Here is an 18334-nt window from a genome sequence, read left to right as displayed (position 1 = left end):
CTACTACGAGATACCGCGAATAAATCCACAACTCTACGAACATTCCAACTTTAAGGCAAAAGTGTAAAAAATGGTGTCATTCCAGTGCTTTTGACACTGGAATGGCTTTGTTGCATCGCTCAAAAACACTACACGCCTTTGTCATTCTAGCGCGTGACGCTAGAATCTGTTTATATATTTTCAATGCCAACAACGTGTTATATGCAACCTTCGCTTGTTAGATCCCAGTGTCCGCTACTCGGATGACGAAAAAAGGGAAAGTTTTATTAATAATTTCAAATCTTTGCGTAGCGATGCAACAAAGCCGAGCAGAATCAGAATTCAACACCAGTGCTCTCTACAACATATACTTGAATAAGATAAGTCAACAAGGCTATTTTATTCGTGCTGATGAAATTTCTATTTTAGCATCTTTGGCTAATATTGAGATTGACCTTTTTATTGGAAACGATAATCCTATGGTCTTTAAACCAAGTCCAGAAATGATAAATGAAGGTTACGAGAGAAATCAGCAATTATGGGGTAATAAAGAGCGAGAAACGATATATCTTGGAGGAAATCATTACTCTAGAGCTAAAGTTGTAATGCAAGAACAAATGGAGCGTCAAGCACAAGTGATTAGCTCATTCATGATAAATGCTTTTCAGGAACATTTAGCAAAACAACCAGAAGAGAAAGCAAAACTTCAGCAAGAAGATGAAGATCGTGAACTTGCAGCAAGATTGCAACAAGAGGAAGATGATTATGAGTTAGCAATGAAGCTTCAAAAGCAAGAATATAACTCTTTTATGATAGAAAATATAAAAAATTTTAAAAAAGATGCCAAATGCTATGTAGATAAATTGTCAGCGGAAATAGTGCATGGAGGAGGTGCTAATCGTCTTGCAAATGAGATTATGAAAGCTTATTTAAAGCCAAGCTGTAGTATGCAAGAAGTAAGGTTAAGTCCTCATCAACAACATATACAACAACTTATAAAATAAGTTTTTAAAGCCCTATATATTTTTGTAGGGCTTTTGCAAAAATGCTTATATTTCATATAATATGAACTAGAGAGCAGTATATCCAAATGCAAATTGACCATGAGACTAATTTAATAATTGATGCAATAGAGGAATTTGGTGGCACAGCAAGGCTTGTAGGCGGGTGTGTAAGGGATGCAATACTAAATAGAGATGTTCACGATATCGACTTAGCTACTAATCTACTTCCTGAGCAGGTAATTAAGGCTTTAAAACTCCATAATATAAAAACTATTCCAACTGGTTTAAAGCATGGAACTATCACTGCAATCTTAAATCAGAGATCTTTTGAAATTACAACACTAAGGCATGATACTCAATGTGACGGCAGGCACGCGAAAGTAGAATTTACTGACGATTGGCGGATGGATGCTTCTAGGCGCGATTTTACATTTAATGCCCTGTACGCAGACAAGCACGGCCATATATACGACTATTTTGATGGTATTAAGGATCTGAAAGCGAGGAGATTAAACTTTATAGGTAATGCTGAAGATAGAATTAAAGAGGATTATTTACGTATTTTAAGAGCTTTTCGGTTTCACGCGAAAATATGCATAGGAGATTTAAGTAGCGAAGTATTGGAAGTATGCAAAAAACATTCACATAAAATTTTCAACCTCTCTGGAGAGAGAATAAGGGATGAAATATTTAAGTTGCTAGAGTGTGATAATCCTGTCTCTACACTCAAAAGCATGCAAAAATCTGAGGTTTTGCAAAAAATCATACCACAAGAAGTAAAATGTGAAATTTTATCTTCTGATATTTTTGCAGGTGCTGGGCAATCATCTGTCATTCCAGCGCGTAACGCTGGACTCTCGTTTTCTCTAGATCTCAGTGTCAGCTACTCTGATGACACCAAACAAACAGATCCATTAGTAAAATTAGCATTACTTCTCAGAACTACTGATATTGCAGAACCATCTGTTATCCCAGTACCATCTGTCATCCTAGTAGCCTTCCCCAGTGTCATCCCAGCGCGTGACACTGGGATCCAGGAAAATCTTGGGAAATACATATGCAAATTCCTCCGCCTTTCAAATAAGCAAAGTAAAAAGCTATTATTTTTATTGTCTAACAATATTCCAATAGAGCTTTCAGAAAGCGAACAAAAAAAGTATATCTCTCTATATGGTGCAGAATTTTATTGTGATTTAGTAAAAATTTGTGGTGCTGAGTCCGGAGAAAATGTTGACGTGATAAATCAGTACATTTCATTTGCTAGTACATTTAATATTCCAAAATTTCCTTTGTCTGGTGACGATTTAATAAATATAGGATATCAGCCAGGAAAAAATTTAGGTAGGAGCTTAGAGTTGATAAAACAACACTGGGAAAACAGCTCCTACACTTTAACAAAAGATGAGTTAATGCTTTATGCTAAAAAGTTGACTAACTCTGCATATTAGTGATGGTTCTATGACATCAGTGTACTAAGCCGTCCAAGCATAGTACCTTTTTTCTTTTCTACTGAAGCTGTATGTGATTCATTAGCAGCTGATTTGTCACTTCTTTTTACTGAAGCTGCATGTGATTTATTAGTGCTTAGTTCGCTTACAGAAGTATTAGGTGTATTGACCTTGTCTTGTTTTTTTTCAACATTCTTATATTTATCTATAATGCGTTGGTTGAGTTGGTATGTATCGCTTTCTGCTGGAACTTGACTTTGACTGCACTTTTTTTCCGAAGATAGAAATTTATCTCTTATGCTTGACGCAAGCATATTTCCACCATCCTCACGAATTATACTTGAAAAAGTATTCATTCTAGCTTCTACTAATTCTTTTACTACAATTGCTTTAAGTAATTCTCCCATAACAATTGCTTCAAGTGATCCTGCTAAACCTTTGTTATTTTTCTTTTTCGTAAATTTTTGTAAAGCGGAATTCTTAATTGCAACTGCATCTTCTTCATTCATCTTTAATTCACTTGTACACTTTTTAATTGAAGATAATAATTCTTCTTCTAACGTTCCATTGTTTTTTGGAACATTTAGTAATCCTTCATTTTTTATTTTCATAAATTTTTGTAAAGCAGAATTCTTAATTTTCACTGCATCTTTTCCATCAAATTTTAATTCTTTCATGCATTTTTCAATAGAAGATAATAATTCTTTTTCTAACATCTTCTTGTTTTCAGTCACATTAAGTAATGCTGCATTGATTGCTTTTCCACTGTCATAATACTTATTCTCCTTACTGTGCTCATTTTTTTTATTAATAACTTCTCTAACACTATTGCCTATAACTTTCTGTGCTGATTCTCTCAAGTTATATTCTAACAATTCAAGTAATCTAGTGTTTTTAAATTTTCCACCATTTTCATTTGATAGGCATTTTTGAACTTTTTTAACAACTTTATGACAAAAATGTTGCTCTTCTAATTCAGGAAAGCTTCCTTTTAACTCTGCATTTTTATCGGTTAAAAAGTCTTTCACACTTTGAAACGGCAAAAATTTACCAGGCTTGCGATAGAGTTTTAATAAGCCTGATTTAATAGATCTGCTACTTGATTTTAGAGATACTCTATCTGGCTCTTGAACTTTCACTTGTTGTAGTTCTTGAATTTTTCTTTGTAATTCTTTATTTTGATCTAATAGCTCATCAGTAATTTTTTGCGCATCTTGATGGTGTCTTGTTACGTCTGACAAATTGCTCCGTGTTATCTCAAGTTCATCTTTTACTCTCTTTATGTCAGCTTCTAATGCATCTTTTTCTTCTTGTACTTGCTTAACTTTAGCTTCACCATCTTTCAGTTTAATTTGTAGACTTTCAACTTGCTTCTTTACTTCTGATAACCTCTCTCTCGTTTTATCTCTTTCAGATACAATCTTTTCCAGTCTCTTAACATCACCTCTTTCACGCTTTAATTCTGCATTTAAAAGGTCATTTTGTTGAGATAAATTAATTTCAACTCTTTTTAACTTGTCGATTTCACCTAATAACTCCTGATTCCCTTTTACAGCAGTAGTTTTCCATGCTTCCACACTTGCTTTATTCGTTTCTAATTCTTCTACTTTTTTTTGCGATTTATCCAATTGTACATTTAATCCAGCAATTTGCCCTCTTAGCCTAGTTTCTTCTTCTTTTGCTTCTTTGAATTCCTTGTTCAACTTTGCTAGCACTATTTCATGCTCAGCTTGTTCCTCTTCTAGTTTGTCTGTCAATTCATTTATTTGATTGTTTAAATCAAGCTTTGTAGCTTCATGTGCTTCTCTTGAGGACTTTAATTGCCCATCAAGATCAAGATTTTTGCCTCTCATCTCTTGAAGTATTTTTTTCTCTTCTGCCAAATCACCACGTAAGATTTCTAGCTGACTATTTAAGCTTTGAATACTAGTTGTTAATCCATTATTCTTTTCTGTGCTATGTCTCAAGTTATCAAATAATTCTTCATTTCTGTCTTCTAACTCCTCCATTCCTTTTAACTTAACTCTTAGCTCATCCTGTTGTAATAGCAGGCCTGATATTTCATTATTTAGATTTATAACTTTTTCTGCATTTTCCCTTCTAACTTGCTCTAATTCTTGTTCTTTTTCTTCTAGAGATTTAGCAAGTTCATCGTGGTTTTCCTGAAGTCTGATTTTTTTTTCTTCTAACACTCTATATTCTTCTTCTTTCTTATCTAACTCAATATCTTTTGCAGTTAAATCTTCTAGCAGTTGCTTCACTTCAAGATTTTTATCACCAATATCGCTCTGTAGCTCACGAATTTTTTCTGCTAATTGTTCCTTTTCCATTATAACCTGATCTAATTCTTGTTGTTTTTTCCCTAAAGATTCTTCTAATTTTCTTTTTTCTTCTTCTAATAATCTAAATTTTCCGTTAAGCGCATCAATCTCTCGCCCTTTTGCAGTTAAATCTTCTCGTAGTTTATTCACTTCAGCATCTTTAGCACCAATCTTTCCCTCTAATTCACTTTTAATCCTCTCTAGTTCTTCTCGTTTTTCTTCCAGATATTTAGAAAGTTCATCATGGTTTTCCTGAAGTGTGGTTTTTGCTTTTTCTAAATCATTCAACTTAGTATCTTTTGCAATTAAATCTTCTTGCAGTGCATTCGCTGCAAGATCTTTAGCGTCAATATTTCCATTTAATTCACTAACTTCACCTTCTAATCCTGCGTTTTTGTGTTTTACTTGCTCTAGCTCAGTATTCAATCTTTCAAGAGCCGCTTGCTCTTGTCTCAAGGACTCATTAATTCTATTTTCTTTTTCTCTTAAAGATGGCAATTTTGCCTGAAGCCTAGTTACTTTTTCTTCTTCCTTACCTAATTTTTCTTTTACTCCTTTTAGTTCAGCATCTTTAGCACCAATATCGCTCTGTAACCTACTAACTTCACCTTCAAGTTCACTTGTTTTCGTTTGCAAACGTTGATTTACATTTGTATTGTCATCAGTAAGTAGTGTAATTGTACCATCTCTTTCTTCCAGTTTTTTATTTGCACCATCTAAACTTTCTTGTAATTGCATCAAATTCCATTCTAGCGCCTTTATTTTTTGCTCTTGCTCAGATATAGTTTGCTGCTGCTCACTATTTTTAGTTTCTATTCCTTGTTTAACTTCATCTGATTCTTTACTTGATGCCATTAAGTTATTGATTTCCGTGTCTTTTGCTTTTATTTCTCCCTCAAGCTGTTCTATTTTATTTGCAAATTCCCTGATGCATATAACTAATTTTCCAGTTAGGATAGGTATCTTTTCACATTCTCGCTTTAATTTTTTTGAGAACTCTTCTTCTTTTTCCTTTATGGCTTTTTCTAATTCCTTGCAACTATTCTTAAGTTCATCAAGTGCAGAGTTTAATGTTTCATTTTTTGCTAATAGCAATTTATTTTCTGCTTGAAATTTTTCAAGCTGCTCTGCTTGCACTGCAAAATATTTAGCAAACACTTCTTTTTCATCTTCTAATGATTTCACTTGTGCTGTAAGCTCAGTAATTTTTCCATCTTTTGTAGTTGATTCTGTTTGTGAAGACTCCGCACCTTTTTTCGATTTCTCTCTTTCTTGTTTTAATTCTTGCTTTAATTTTTCCGTCTCATTTTCTAAACCTGGTAATTGCTCGCTCAACTTTTGCATTTTAGTTAATTCGGCTTTTAGCCCGTCTAACCCTAATTGAAGTTCTTTTTTTTCTTTTTCAATATCTTCTAGCCTCTTCTGTAATGCCTTAGTCTCTTGAAAATTCATTTCCAATTCATTCAACGATAACTCGGTTTGAACTTCTTGCTCTTTTTGTACAGGAGCAGCCTGAACCCCCATATCTTGTCCTATTACTTCTTCTACTTCGATTTCAGGCTCTAACCCATTAATTTCATCCGCTCTTTCATTGTTATTATGAAAATAATATCCAAGAACATTCATTGCCCATTTATCCAATCTTGCCAATCGAATTAATGCTCCAATTATTATTTTTGAAGATAAGTAATTGAGCAGATGAGCAAACTTTATAGTTATCCACCTATGCTTCTTTTTAGTGTTAGTCTCAGTAGGATTAATTTGATTAGTTGTATCAGTTGTAACGGAATTTCCCATAATATTACCTCATTATTAAAATTCAAAAAACTTCCCCTAATTTTAGAGGAAGCTGCGCTTTATTAACTACTATTTTAGGAGAGCTATTGATAAAATTAAATAGTAATAAAGTTATGTATATTAGTGTAAATCTTAATATACAATGTCAACTTTAACTTGGATATTTTTGATGTCAAGTAATATTTTGCACCTTTTGGTAGAATTCTCGCTCATCTCTTAGATTTTAAGGAGAAATACATGTATTTGCAAGCACATCATTTGCTTTTTCTATCGCACTAATTAATATTTTCTGCTCAGTATTTTGACCTTTCACATTAATTACCTGGGCAGCTGAATTTGCAGGAAAGGTGACTAAGCTCACTTCCCATAATTCCACTTGTTTTAACACTCTGGCTCCCGTTTCATGGTCAATATCATATTTAACAGGTATATAGCCAATCGAAAGTCCATCAATTGTTCCAGCCTTAAGCATTAAGTATGCCTCTTTTGCTTTTTGAACGCCTAAAAGCAAGTGCGCTGTTATATATAGACCAACATCGTTTTCATAAATATCTATAATATTGCCTATAGGTTCACTTGGATCGTGCTGCCAAAGGAGCTTTATCTTATTTTTATTCAAGCTTTTCCCAAACGCTCCGGGTAAAATCAGGTCATTTTGTTTGTCAACTATATTAAAAACGCTAGCATAACCAGAAAATAGGCCGTTTTCTTCTATATTTTTAAGTAATAACGGTAAAAATAGAAATTTTTTGCTCATAAAGCCTCCTTTAGTGATAAATATTAGGAACTTGTGTGGATTTTCTCTAAGTTACTCGCAATGTGCTGCGATATAAAATTCATTATACGTAGGACTTTGTATGTAGGGGAAGTATTTTTTTATAGAATAAAAAAAATAAATGGTGTCTCTCAGTGTCCTCCTCCTGTCATCCCTGTAAAGGTCAACTAATTCGATGACAAAAATGTTAAGATAAAAGAAACATTTTTGAGGGAGTTAGGTATGAGAAGAAACACAGAAGATAAAACTTTAGAGAGAAATTACCAAAGTAAATGGAGATTTTTGATCAAAGAATATGAGCAAACAAAGGCAAAAAAGCATCCATTTTATAGATTTGTAGGCGATTTTTATCACGCTAATGGAATCAACAGACAAACATTCTGTAAATATTATAATAGGTATAGAAATAGCGGATTAGAAAAAGAGTTTTTACCAAGAAAAAGAGGTCCAAGATGGGAAAGTAGAAGAACAGATATTGAAATAGAAAAAGCAGTTATAGAGGAGCGGAAAAAAGGGATAAATAAATATGAAATTTGTGCTATACTAGCAAAAAAGTTGGGCAACAAAACACCTTCTCCATCTGGTATATATAATATTATTAAGAGAGCCGGCATGAATAAGTTGAGCACAAAAGAAAAAGAGGTGAAGAGAAAGATAATCAGGGAAAAAGCTGGAGAATTGGCACATATAGACTGTCATTATTTGAGTAAAGATATGATAATAAATGAGAGCAAAAGATACTATTTAGTGTGTGTAATAGACGATGCAAGCCGTATAGCATGGGCAGAAGTTTTAGAAAATATTCAGAGTCTGAATGTAATGTTTGCAGTGCTCAGATGTTTTAATTATATAAAGCAAAGTTACAGTATTCAGTTCAAAGAAGTAATGACAGACAATGGACCAGAGTTTGCATCAAGAAGTAATTTGGATGGACATCCATTTGAAAGAATGTTAGTTGAAATTGGCTTAAAGCATTTATATACAAGGCCATATAGACCACAAACAAATGGAAAAGTAGAGCGCTTTTGGCGGACTTTAAATGATGATTTGATTGAGGGAACAACGTTTGAGACCGTTCAAGAATTTAAGGATGAATTGTTTAGATATTTAATTTATTACAATGAACACAGGCCGCATCAAGCTCTTGGAGGTATTACTCCTTTGAGCTTTTTGCAAAATTTGTCAATGAATTAGTTGACCTTTACAATCCCAGTGCGTGACACTGGGATCTATTTTTGCGTGTAATCCCGCCATAGTGTTATGTTTTGATATAAATTTTGATATTTATCCACTAGCTTAATTTGCGAACGAAGTGCGCTGGACTCCAGTATCAAGTACTGGAATGACATCAGTTAGGAGATCACATTATCTTGGATTTAGGGGTTTTATTTATGCTTAACCCTAATAAATAGAATCAGCCACCAAGTGCAGCTCCATGGTCATGATCATCACCAACAGATGGTGAAGGACCTGGTGAAAAAGATTGGCCTTGACTATAATCTTGTTCATGATGTGCACCACCGCCAGCAAAATCATTAAAATCATGACCCATTTGATCATTGAAATTTGGATGATTACTTGGATCATGTTCTCCACCGCCATCATCCTGTGGAGCTCCTCCATCACCACCTTCTCCTCCACCTCCACCTGAGAAAAATTCTGCTAGTGCCTCAAAAATTTTTATGCCAAACATATTGCCTGACTTTCCAAATAATGTTGCTAAGCTACTACCACTTACCAAACCTTCAAACACATTATTATAAGCAGCTATTGCTCCTTCAAAAAAAGTGAAAAACCATTTTAAACCTTCTGTAATTGTTGCAATAGAATCACTATGGCCAAGACCAAAGCCACCTTTTTCTCCAGCAGCTTCTTGATGTTGATCCATAGCTTGTAACATTCCGGTATCTGGACCCATAACTTTTCATTCTAAATCTTTAGTATTTATTTTACCATAAATATCAGAAAAAATCAATAGAAAAATGGTTCGTTCGAATCCAGTAATTAACCAGCAAACAAGTATAAATCTGATGGGTAATACAATAAAAGTAGATGAAAGATAGCTGTTACTTCTGTTTTAACTAAACGTTTACCATAAAAAATTATCATACTAACATGCTTATTAATTTATTATGGGTAATGATATGACAAACACAAACAATATATCAATTAATTCTGGCACTGGTACAACAAATCAAAATACATTAAGTGTTAATGAAGATCAAAGAACACGTAGTAGCCCTATTAGTGGGCCATCAAGTAATAACCGATTAGGTTCAACATTTAATCTAAGACGTAGTTCTTTTCTTAACTCATCTTTCAACCTTGCAAAACAGCAAAGTATTGACTCACAAGCAGATTTTTCCATAAGTAGTGAAAATTATATAACAAAAGAAGATTTAGTGAAGTTGTATGATCGCGTTAATGAGATATCACAAGAAAATTTTTTGATGCCTCTTGATGAAATCATACAAGAATTACAAAGTAACCCAAAAGATATACCATCCATGCTCATTGATCGCTTCTCAAATCAAGAATGGGACATTACAAGTAATGATGGGCATTCATTCCTCACAATAGCTGCTGAAAGAGATGATAAAGAAAATATACTTTATCTGCTTGGCTATATGGAAGAAAAATTGATATTAAATTATGTAGCTAAGCAAGGAAAATCAAAACCTTTAAAGATAATAGTAGATTTCTTAAAAAATCAAGGAAAATTAGAGGAAGAAATTAACAAAAAGGATAGATATGGAAAAACTGCACTACATTATGCTGCTCAATTTGGTAATAAAGAATGCTTTGAATTATTACTCAAAGAAGGAGCAAGGTTTTCTGATGACATATATAACAGAAGTGAACTGCACTTTGTTGCCCAAAGTGGTAATATAAAGTTCCTTAATTATCTCATGGATAAATTTAAGGAGAATGGAGTTTTTCAATTTGAAAATGAAATTCACAAGAAAGATAAATATGGAAATAACTTGCTACATTATGCTGCAAAATCTGGTAACAAAGAATGTATAAAGCGTATAATTGGCGATCACATAGCATTCACAGAAAACAATAATGGCGATACTCCGTTACATCACATAGCAAGTATCGAAGCAATTGAAAACAAAGAGAGGCATTCCGATGCCATAACATTTTTAATAGAAAAAATGTCAGCAACATTAATGACTGATGCATTAACTGTGGTCAATAAAAGTAATAAGCTCGGTTATACACCATTACATTTAGCAGCGATAAATAGTAACGAGGTATGCATTGGAGCACTAATATCAAAAGGTGCAGATATTAATACTCAAAATAGCGTTGATAAAAATACTGCATTACGTTATGCGGCTATGCATGGTCACGTAGAAGCTGTCAAAAAGTTGCTTGCTTTGGGTGCTGATAAGAATATCGAACATGATGATAATAGAACGTTAGTACATCTATCTGCTATGAGTGGTAATAAGGACTGTCTAGAATTTTTAATTAAAAATTTTCCTGCTGACATGATTGCAACTGATTGTGATGGAAACACGCCGCTGCATTTAGCTGCTCAATTTAGCGATAAAAAGTGTCTTGAACTACTTATAGAAGAAATAAAAAGTAATGGAATCGATCTCAGTAAATGGATTTTTCAAAAAAATAAAAATGGTGAAACTGCGATGCATTCAGCTACTTTGAGTGGTAATGTAGAGTGTCTGGAATACCTTATAGAGATAATCAAGCAAAAAAAATATGGCATCAAAGAAAATATAGAAGATGTCCTTATTCAGCAAGATGAGAATGGAGAAATGTTGCTACACTTGGCTGTGCTAAGTGGAAATGTAGAATGCTTTGATCTTATAGTAGAAAAAATTAAGAACACTAATATTGAGATTAAAGAATCAATACAAAGCGTAAATAAAAGAGGAAGAAATTTATTGCATTTAGCTGCCTTAAGCGGCAACAAAGAGTGTGTCAACTCTCTTATTAACCTTATAAAGGATCAGTTTGAGGTAGAAGATGAAAATCTTGTTTACCTTATTAACGAGGATATAGATAGCAACTTAATACTGCACATGGCTGCTATTAGTGGAAACACGGCGTGTATTGAATATCTCGTTGAAAAGATTTCGTTAGTTTTAGAGGTCGACTATATATCTCCTGTGGATATTTGTAAAAAAATAACTTCAGAAAATAGATATGGCCAAACGCCATTGCATCTGGCTTCTATGTGCTATAATGACGAAGTTATTCAATTTCTTTGTGACTCCATAAAAAAATCTGGAATATTGAAAAAAGAAATCAATAGTAAAGATCGCTTAGGAAGAACTCCACTGCATTGCGCTGTCATGAATGATAGTGAACTTGGTAATAGAGGGAGTGAATACATAATATCAGAGAAAAGACAACAAAATCAACATCTGAAGAAAAAGGTAATTAAATCACTGTTATATATAAAAAAAGAAAATGGAGAGCAAGTTGTAAATGAGGAGGTAAACTTTGATATAAAAGATAAGGGTGGCAAAACAGTTTTAGATTACGTTTTGGGCAACCCTGATACAAATATTATGCAATTGTTCCTAAATGCTTTTTGTGAAAAAAAGGAAAAGTTAGAACAAAAATATCACCTGCTTGAAAAGAAGGATCAATGGCGTCATAAATGGATTTCACGAATTAATAGCGTACTTTCATCAATTGCTGGTGTAATAGTAACAAGTTTGATACTTTCCGATATGGGAAACTCTCCAGGAAAAATAGCTGCAAGTTATGTGGCAATTTTTTGTTCTTGTGTTGCAATTTCGTTAGTATTCTTAAATTGTTACCTCGAGAGAAAGGAGGGCAAATTAAAGAGTGAGATACAAAATTATAATAAAAAAATAAATCAAATTGAAAATAAAATAGAAGAAATTACAGGCGAAAGTAAGAAAGGTTATATGACTGAAAGAGAGCGTGATGACCTTCTGCGGCAAGTCGTGAAAGAATTGGAAATTCTTAATGGAATTAAGAAATTAGATCTTAGTAACAGAAGCTCTCAAGAACGAATGGACGAAAGTACAAACACAACTGATACAGATGAACAAGCTGCAAAAGGGCAGTCTACACGTAGACATGGGATTGGAAAGTTAAGAAGGCAAAATCAAGTGCTTTCTCCAGAAACTTCGATGTCTTCTCAGGATACTAGATCTAGAACGTCCACTTTTTCTCAAGCGAACCCACCTACATTTACATTCACGGACCATTGTGAACAAAAAGTCACCAACGCTCGTGAGGAAACCAGTGCACATAATGGAGATTTTAGATCAAGAACTAGATCTGACCTTTCACATTGCCGAAGAGCAGTAGGTACAGATAAGGAAAAGACAGTGAGCAGCAGTATAACAGGAGTAAATGTTTCCCCCCTTGCCACTACTCCTTGCATTTTATAATACATAGCCGCCTGTAAAAAGGCGGCTTATTTTTTGTTTTAACCACAGTAATATTTTATTTCAAGAAAAAGTAAGTTCTGTACAATAAAATATCATTTCAATTCTTGTATTCAAATGGGTAAAGTTTTTACTATCAGCTTAGACGAATCTTTTTTCGATGTGCTGGTCAATCACATATTCTCTGAATATGAAAGGGATAAGATTCCTGAATTAAAAATAATACTGCCTTGCAAGAGGGATGTAGTTGCGTTACTCAGCGCATTTAAGAATAGATCCCTTGCAGAGCCTGTTTATGATGATAAATTTTTAGGAGAGGTGCAGGCGAGCACCGCAGAATACTCGAATGTATTTGAGGAGCAGAGACAAGCTTCGACAACAAAATTGCCTTCAGAAATCGCGTTATGCAAGAGATCTAATTATAACATTGGAAAATGTATTATCCTTCCAGAAATAGTGTCATTGGAGAATATCGATGAGGAAGATTTAATATTAAATCTTGACAGAATAAAAGTTATAAATCCAACTAAAAGGACACTGCTATTAATTGAATTTATATTAGAGTGGAACAGGACAAATAATGATAATTTTCCAATTGATTTAGCTTATAGCCTTTCGTCATTACTTGATAAGGCAGAGATGCATAAAATAACAAATTGTGAGCAATTCAATGGTTATTCGAAAAAAATAGAAAATTTCATAAATTTACTTGTAAAAACTTGGAGTAAAACCTTAAGAGATTTGGGAGTGGTTGATATACTTGAGCATAAGCATGATTACATAAACAATATGGTGCTTTCACTGCAAAAAGATCAACATGTAATCTTTGTTGGCGTTGGCAAGGACGAAAATTATAAATCGTTTATTAAGGCCATATATGACCTACCATTTGGAAAAGTAATTCTACCTAACATTAATTTCAATATTAAAGAGGGAGATTGGAAATCACTTGATAAAAAACACTACCAATATTGCATAAAAAGTTTATTGGATTATTTAAATGTTGATAGAAGTGATGTTGCACATCTTTTTGATGTCATTCCAGCGCGTGACGCTGGAATCCACACATTTTTTTCTGGATCCCAGTGTCATGCTACTCGGATGATATTGAATGATTATGTTTTTGATATAACGGCTGACCTCAGTGAGATTAATACTAAATATAGTGGCAACAGCGAGTATATTAGCGACATTGAGGTTATCACTTGCGATTCTGAGGAGGAAGAAGCGCAAGTGATTGCTTTGATTATAGAAAATGAAAGTTATGAAAAGGTTTCTTTATTCGTCACTAATAAATTACTTGCGACTCGTATAGCATGTTTATCAAAGCAGCACAGCGCTGTGTCGGAAAATTATCCTTATATAACGCTTCTACTTTATAGCATAGAAGTTTTGACATCTAATTGGAGTAGTGTGGCATTACTTTCGCTACTTAAACATAGTCTGGTAGCTTTTGGCTATACTGAAGAAAAGTACAATAAGATTTTATCTGAATTTGAAATAGAGATATTACGTAACTTTAGCACAAGTGGACTTGAAAGTATTATAAGTATAATTAATAGCCACAAAAAGCTGAAATATAAAGAAGATATATTGCTAATTATCAATAAGTTAGAAGTAATACTTAGTTCTTTGCTTGACTCTGTAAATCGTCCTATTGCCGGTGTGGTAGGAGCTCATTTGCAATGTATTAATATGCTATCTGGTATAAATTTTTCAGGACTAAATAATGAAGTGGGTAATTTTATCCATAATTTCTTAAGTGCGTGTGAAAGTATAAATATCAAATGCTCCTTAGAGTTATATAGCAGAATTCTAACCTTATTTTTAGAGAAAGATTTTTTTTCTGTAGCAAATGACCTAAACAAATTTAGCTTATACCACAATAAAGTTGTAATACTAGCTGGATTTAATGAAGGTAGCTACCCACCGAGCTTTCAAAGTCCGTTTTTGAATACACTTACCAGAGAAAAATTTAACCTTCCTTCCGTGCAAGAAGAGCAGGGGTATTTTTTATATACTTTGTATAATTTGTTTTGTGCAAGTAAGGTTTATATTACAAGATCAGTCAGTCATAGAAAGCCAATTATATTGCAACGCTTGGAAATGCTTCTCAAGAAAGGGGAGGGTGGTTTATCAAAACAGCCGTATCGTGATTGGCTAAGAATATTAAATACGCCTGAATGCGTTGTTCCATGCACTCAGCCTATGCCAAAACCTCCAATTGAAGTAAGAAAAGAAAAAATGCAGGTAATATCTTGCAGTGCACTTGAAAAACTAATTCGCAACCCTTATTCATTTTACGCCCAATACATACTCAGCCTTAAACAATTAAGAGACTTAAGTTTTAAGCCATCGATACTAGAATTTGGTACCATGGTACATAATATTCTTGAGAAATGCTCACATGATAAAAAATCGCCGGTCAGTATAGCACAAAAGGCATTCTTGGATAGTCAGTTTAATTTTTCAAATATGTGGTGGATAAGACTGCAAAGGATCATTCAGTCTTTTGTTGAATTTGTTGAGACTAGAAGCAATCATGCTCAGTTTGAAAAAAGTTTTTCCTATCCAGTTGGTGTCATTCAAGAGTGTGACCATGCTTTTCGTGATAGATCCCAGTGTCAAAGCACTGGGATGACATCTAAAGAAATTTTACTAACGGCAAAATGCGATAGAGTTGAGTATCTTTCTGGCAAGCAAGTAGCAATCATAGATTATAAACTTGGCTCACCACCTTCCAATGAAGAAGTTATGTCAGGATTTTTCCCGCAATTAATTTTACAAGCTTTAGCAGTGGAGCATATCACCAAAATGGAGGTTTTGGAGCTTGCTTATTGGAAATTTGATTATGATAAAATAAAAATCACTTCTTTACAAAATTATAAAGAAAAAATGCAAGAATTTCAAAATGATTTACCCGACTTTTTATCTACTTATTTAAGTAGTATCACTCCCTTTATTGCCTCTCCTTATTTAGATAGATTCTTGAGATTTAACAGTTATAAACACCTTGAAAGGGTAGGGGAGTGGTTGTAGAGCATACTATTTTCTCTACCTTTACGAGATGCCTTTATCTTTATCATTTGTTGGTGTTGTAGTAACACGTTCAACCCAAGGCTGCCGAATTTTTTTAGATAATTGTATGCCTTGATTACCACGTTTAACTCTATTACGGTCAAAACCATCGCCAATAGCAGAACCATCAGCAATAGCAGATTTTTCTGAAGTATCTTCTCCTTCTATTACTCCAATTTCTAGTTGTGCTGCATTCTTTTTTAGCAACTCACCTAGTTTGCTACCTTGAGGTATTTCTCTGCTATCTGGATTCAATGCTTCCTTTAATTCACTCATTACTTGATCAGCTGGAGCATTCTTTAATTCTGCAGTTGCAGTTTCTGAGTGAATCTGTTCATTTTTTTCCTCATCTTCAAATTCTTTACTTAGCGTTTCCAAGGCTTCTAATTCTTCCTCAAATCCACTGTCATCATGTAGTGGAAAATCATATGTAGAATCCCATTCTTCTGCTGTTTCTAATTCTTGATCAAAATCAATCAGGTTTTGTTCGACGATATTAGTTAATCTTTCCTCTAGCTCTTCTGTATCTACCTGAGATTCGCTATGGCTAGTGTGAGTAGGAGATGAGAAACCAGAGTCACTTCCACTGTTAGGTGATGAAGGCTGCTCACTATCAGTAGAAACTTCCTCTGTTTTTACATCTGTTGAAATTTCCTCTAGTAGTCCAGCTTCTATCAGGTGTTTCTTAGTCTGTTCACTCATACCATCAGTATTTACTGATTTTAATTTTGCTAGAAGTTCTGGCACATCTTTATTTTGTGGTGGCTCATTGATAGTAGTAATTGTTTTTAATCCATATTTTTCTTGGTCGAATTTTTTTTGTAACTCTGGCACACCTTCATTTTGTGGTAGCTCATTGGTAGAGTTAACTTTTCTTAAGCCTTTATTATCTTGATTGAATCTTAGTTGAAGCTCTGGTACATCTTCATTTTGTGGTGGCTCATTAGAGGTGTGAACTTTTTTTAGCCCTCTATTATCTTGCTTAGACCTATTTCTAATTTCTTCAAGAAGTATTTCAAGTTGATATGGATTGCTTTTTCCAACGTTTTCTCTTCCAGAACGTGGATTATTAATAAGATGATCATTTCCTTCGTCTTCGCTAGTTTGATTGCCTACAGACTGATGTTGGATTACAGGTTGCTGCAGATTTTCAAGTTGTCTCTGACCTTTTATAAGTGAGCTAACTCTAAGTGGCGTTGGTGGAGGGGTTTTAGGTCGCTGTACTACTGGTTGTTGCTGACTTTCAAGCCCAGAATTACTAGGGATAGGTGGAAAAATAGAATTATCTCTCTGGTTTTCATGTATACCATTATGGTAGTTTCCTTGATAAGATATTGGAGATACATTGCCAAAATTAGGCTGTTGTGCACCAGAAAGTGGTGTACTAGTCATTACATTATGAGGTTCAACTATTTCATGTGCATGAGTAGCAGCATTTTTCTGCACAGGATCTCTAATAGCACTTCTTATAGTTTCATTCTGTACTTCATTTTGTACTTGTTTTTCTTTCCATCTTCCTTTTGCTAATGCTTCAGCTAGAAATAAATTACCTAGTTTTACGTCCTTATTTGCAGCAACGTCTATTTCTCCAGCTTTATACTGATCTAAATATTCCTTATCAACTGTTACAGAACCTTCAGCATTAATATGTATTTTAATCGTGTGATTGACTCCATTTGCTGGCCAGTTTAGCATCATTTCATATGAACCGTCAGTAACAACGTAGTGCCTTACACCTTCAGAAGACACAACACCGTGCATTCCACTTTTTCCATTGTCGTGCAAAGTTGAAAATCCTGAAATTCCATTGCTTTTACAAAAGTCACTTTGTAAAAATTCGCTGATTTTAAATTCTTCTTTATTACCCTTTAATTGAATTTTTGCGCAGTTACCGTATATTGATACATCTTTGATATCTTGAATATTAGCACTCAATTCTTTTTTAACTTTTTCTTTCAAATCTTGTTGAGCTTTATATATGTCATCTATCTCTTTTTGAGTTAGGACTTTTTTACTTTTTAATTCGTCTATGAAATCTGAGCCAGAAGCCCATTCGCTTTCGTTGTGTTCATTTAGAGATGCACCACGTTCTATTAGAAGTTTTATTACGCCTGTAAGATTACTTGTACTGTATTTTTTTCCTTGCTTCGCTGCTTCACTTAGTAAATACATCAGAGGAGTATTACCCTGTTCATCAGGGTGATTAATGTCTATACCTGATTGTAGCACAGATTTTATCGTCTTTTTTATTGCATCTATATCTTTATTATTACAAGTAACTGCATGATGAAGTGGTGATAAGGATTTTTTTGGACTTGCTATAAATGTTCCATCATGTAAATTTCTATATTCCTCATAGTCACCCACTTTTACAGCGCTAATTATACGTGATTCATCTTCTTTTGATATACTTCTGAATAAAAATGAGAACTCCTTAGAGAATTCATCATTACTGAAATTAACATTAGAACTGGGATTAATACTAGAAATATCGAATTTGTTTTTGCTTCCATTGTTCTCTGCCATATTCCTC

9 protein-coding genes are annotated in these 18334 nt (G+C 33.8%); 5 read left to right on the top strand and 4 right to left on the bottom strand.

What is annotated here, in order from left to right:
- Positions 1-227 precede the first annotated feature (227 nt).
- Positions 228-983 carry a BAR domain-containing protein gene (locus ASM33_RS04280; protein ID WP_162297606.1) on the top strand — a complete coding sequence of 252 codons (756 nt, stop codon included), beginning with the start codon at positions 228-230 and terminating at the stop codon, positions 981-983.
- An 86-nt stretch (positions 984-1069) separates the two neighbouring features.
- Positions 1070-2431, top strand: a complete 1362-nt coding sequence (locus ASM33_RS04275) for a CCA tRNA nucleotidyltransferase (RefSeq protein WP_110410229.1) — start codon at positions 1070-1072, stop codon at positions 2429-2431.
- An 8-nt stretch (positions 2432-2439) separates the two neighbouring features.
- Here the strand turns inward: ASM33_RS04275 and ASM33_RS04270 are convergent, their stop codons facing one another.
- Both ASM33_RS04270 and ASM33_RS04265 read right to left on the bottom strand, forming a co-directional pair.
- A complete protein-coding gene (locus ASM33_RS04270; protein ID WP_110410230.1) occupies positions 2440-6549 on the bottom strand; it encodes a hypothetical protein in 4110 nt (1369 codons plus the stop codon).
- 223 nt (positions 6550-6772) lie between these two features.
- Positions 6773-7306: an HK97 family phage prohead protease gene (locus tag ASM33_RS04265; protein ID WP_110410231.1), complete on the bottom strand. Its 534-nt coding sequence runs from the start codon at positions 7304-7306 to the stop codon at positions 6773-6775.
- 225 nt (positions 7307-7531) lie between these two features.
- Between ASM33_RS04265 and ASM33_RS04260 the strand changes: the two genes are divergently transcribed.
- A complete protein-coding gene (locus ASM33_RS04260) occupies positions 7532-8518 on the top strand; it encodes an integrase core domain-containing protein (protein WP_157956349.1) in 987 nt (328 codons plus the stop codon).
- A gap of 220 nt (positions 8519-8738) precedes the next feature.
- Here the strand turns inward: ASM33_RS04260 and ASM33_RS04255 are convergent, their stop codons facing one another.
- Positions 8739-9242 (bottom strand): hypothetical protein, encoded by a 504-nt coding sequence (locus ASM33_RS04255; RefSeq protein ID WP_110410232.1) that lies wholly within the window; start codon positions 9240-9242, stop codon positions 8739-8741.
- Between the two features lie 226 nt (positions 9243-9468).
- Between ASM33_RS04255 and ASM33_RS04250 the strand changes: the two genes are divergently transcribed.
- Together ASM33_RS04250 and ASM33_RS04245 are read left to right on the top strand one after the other, a co-directional pair.
- Entirely contained in the window at positions 9469-12726 is a 3258-nt protein-coding gene (locus ASM33_RS04250) for an ankyrin repeat domain-containing protein (RefSeq protein WP_162297605.1), read from the top strand.
- Positions 12727-12840: 114 nt separating this feature from the next.
- Positions 12841-15762: a PD-(D/E)XK nuclease family protein gene (locus tag ASM33_RS04245; RefSeq protein WP_110410234.1), complete on the top strand. Its 2922-nt coding sequence runs from the start codon at positions 12841-12843 to the stop codon at positions 15760-15762.
- 21 nt (positions 15763-15783) lie between these two features.
- On the opposite strand, the gene ASM33_RS04240 is transcribed toward ASM33_RS04245, so the two are convergent.
- A complete protein-coding gene (locus ASM33_RS04240; protein ID WP_110410235.1) occupies positions 15784-18327 on the bottom strand; it encodes an ankyrin repeat domain-containing protein in 2544 nt (847 codons plus the stop codon).
- Positions 18328-18334 lie beyond the last annotated feature (7 nt).

Source organism: Wolbachia endosymbiont of Folsomia candida (genome assembly GCF_001931755.2).
Classification (GTDB): Bacteria; Pseudomonadota; Alphaproteobacteria; order Rickettsiales; family Anaplasmataceae; genus Wolbachia.
Note: the sequence above shows the minus strand (reverse complement) of the source record. Positions and strands in the feature narration are given on the sequence as shown.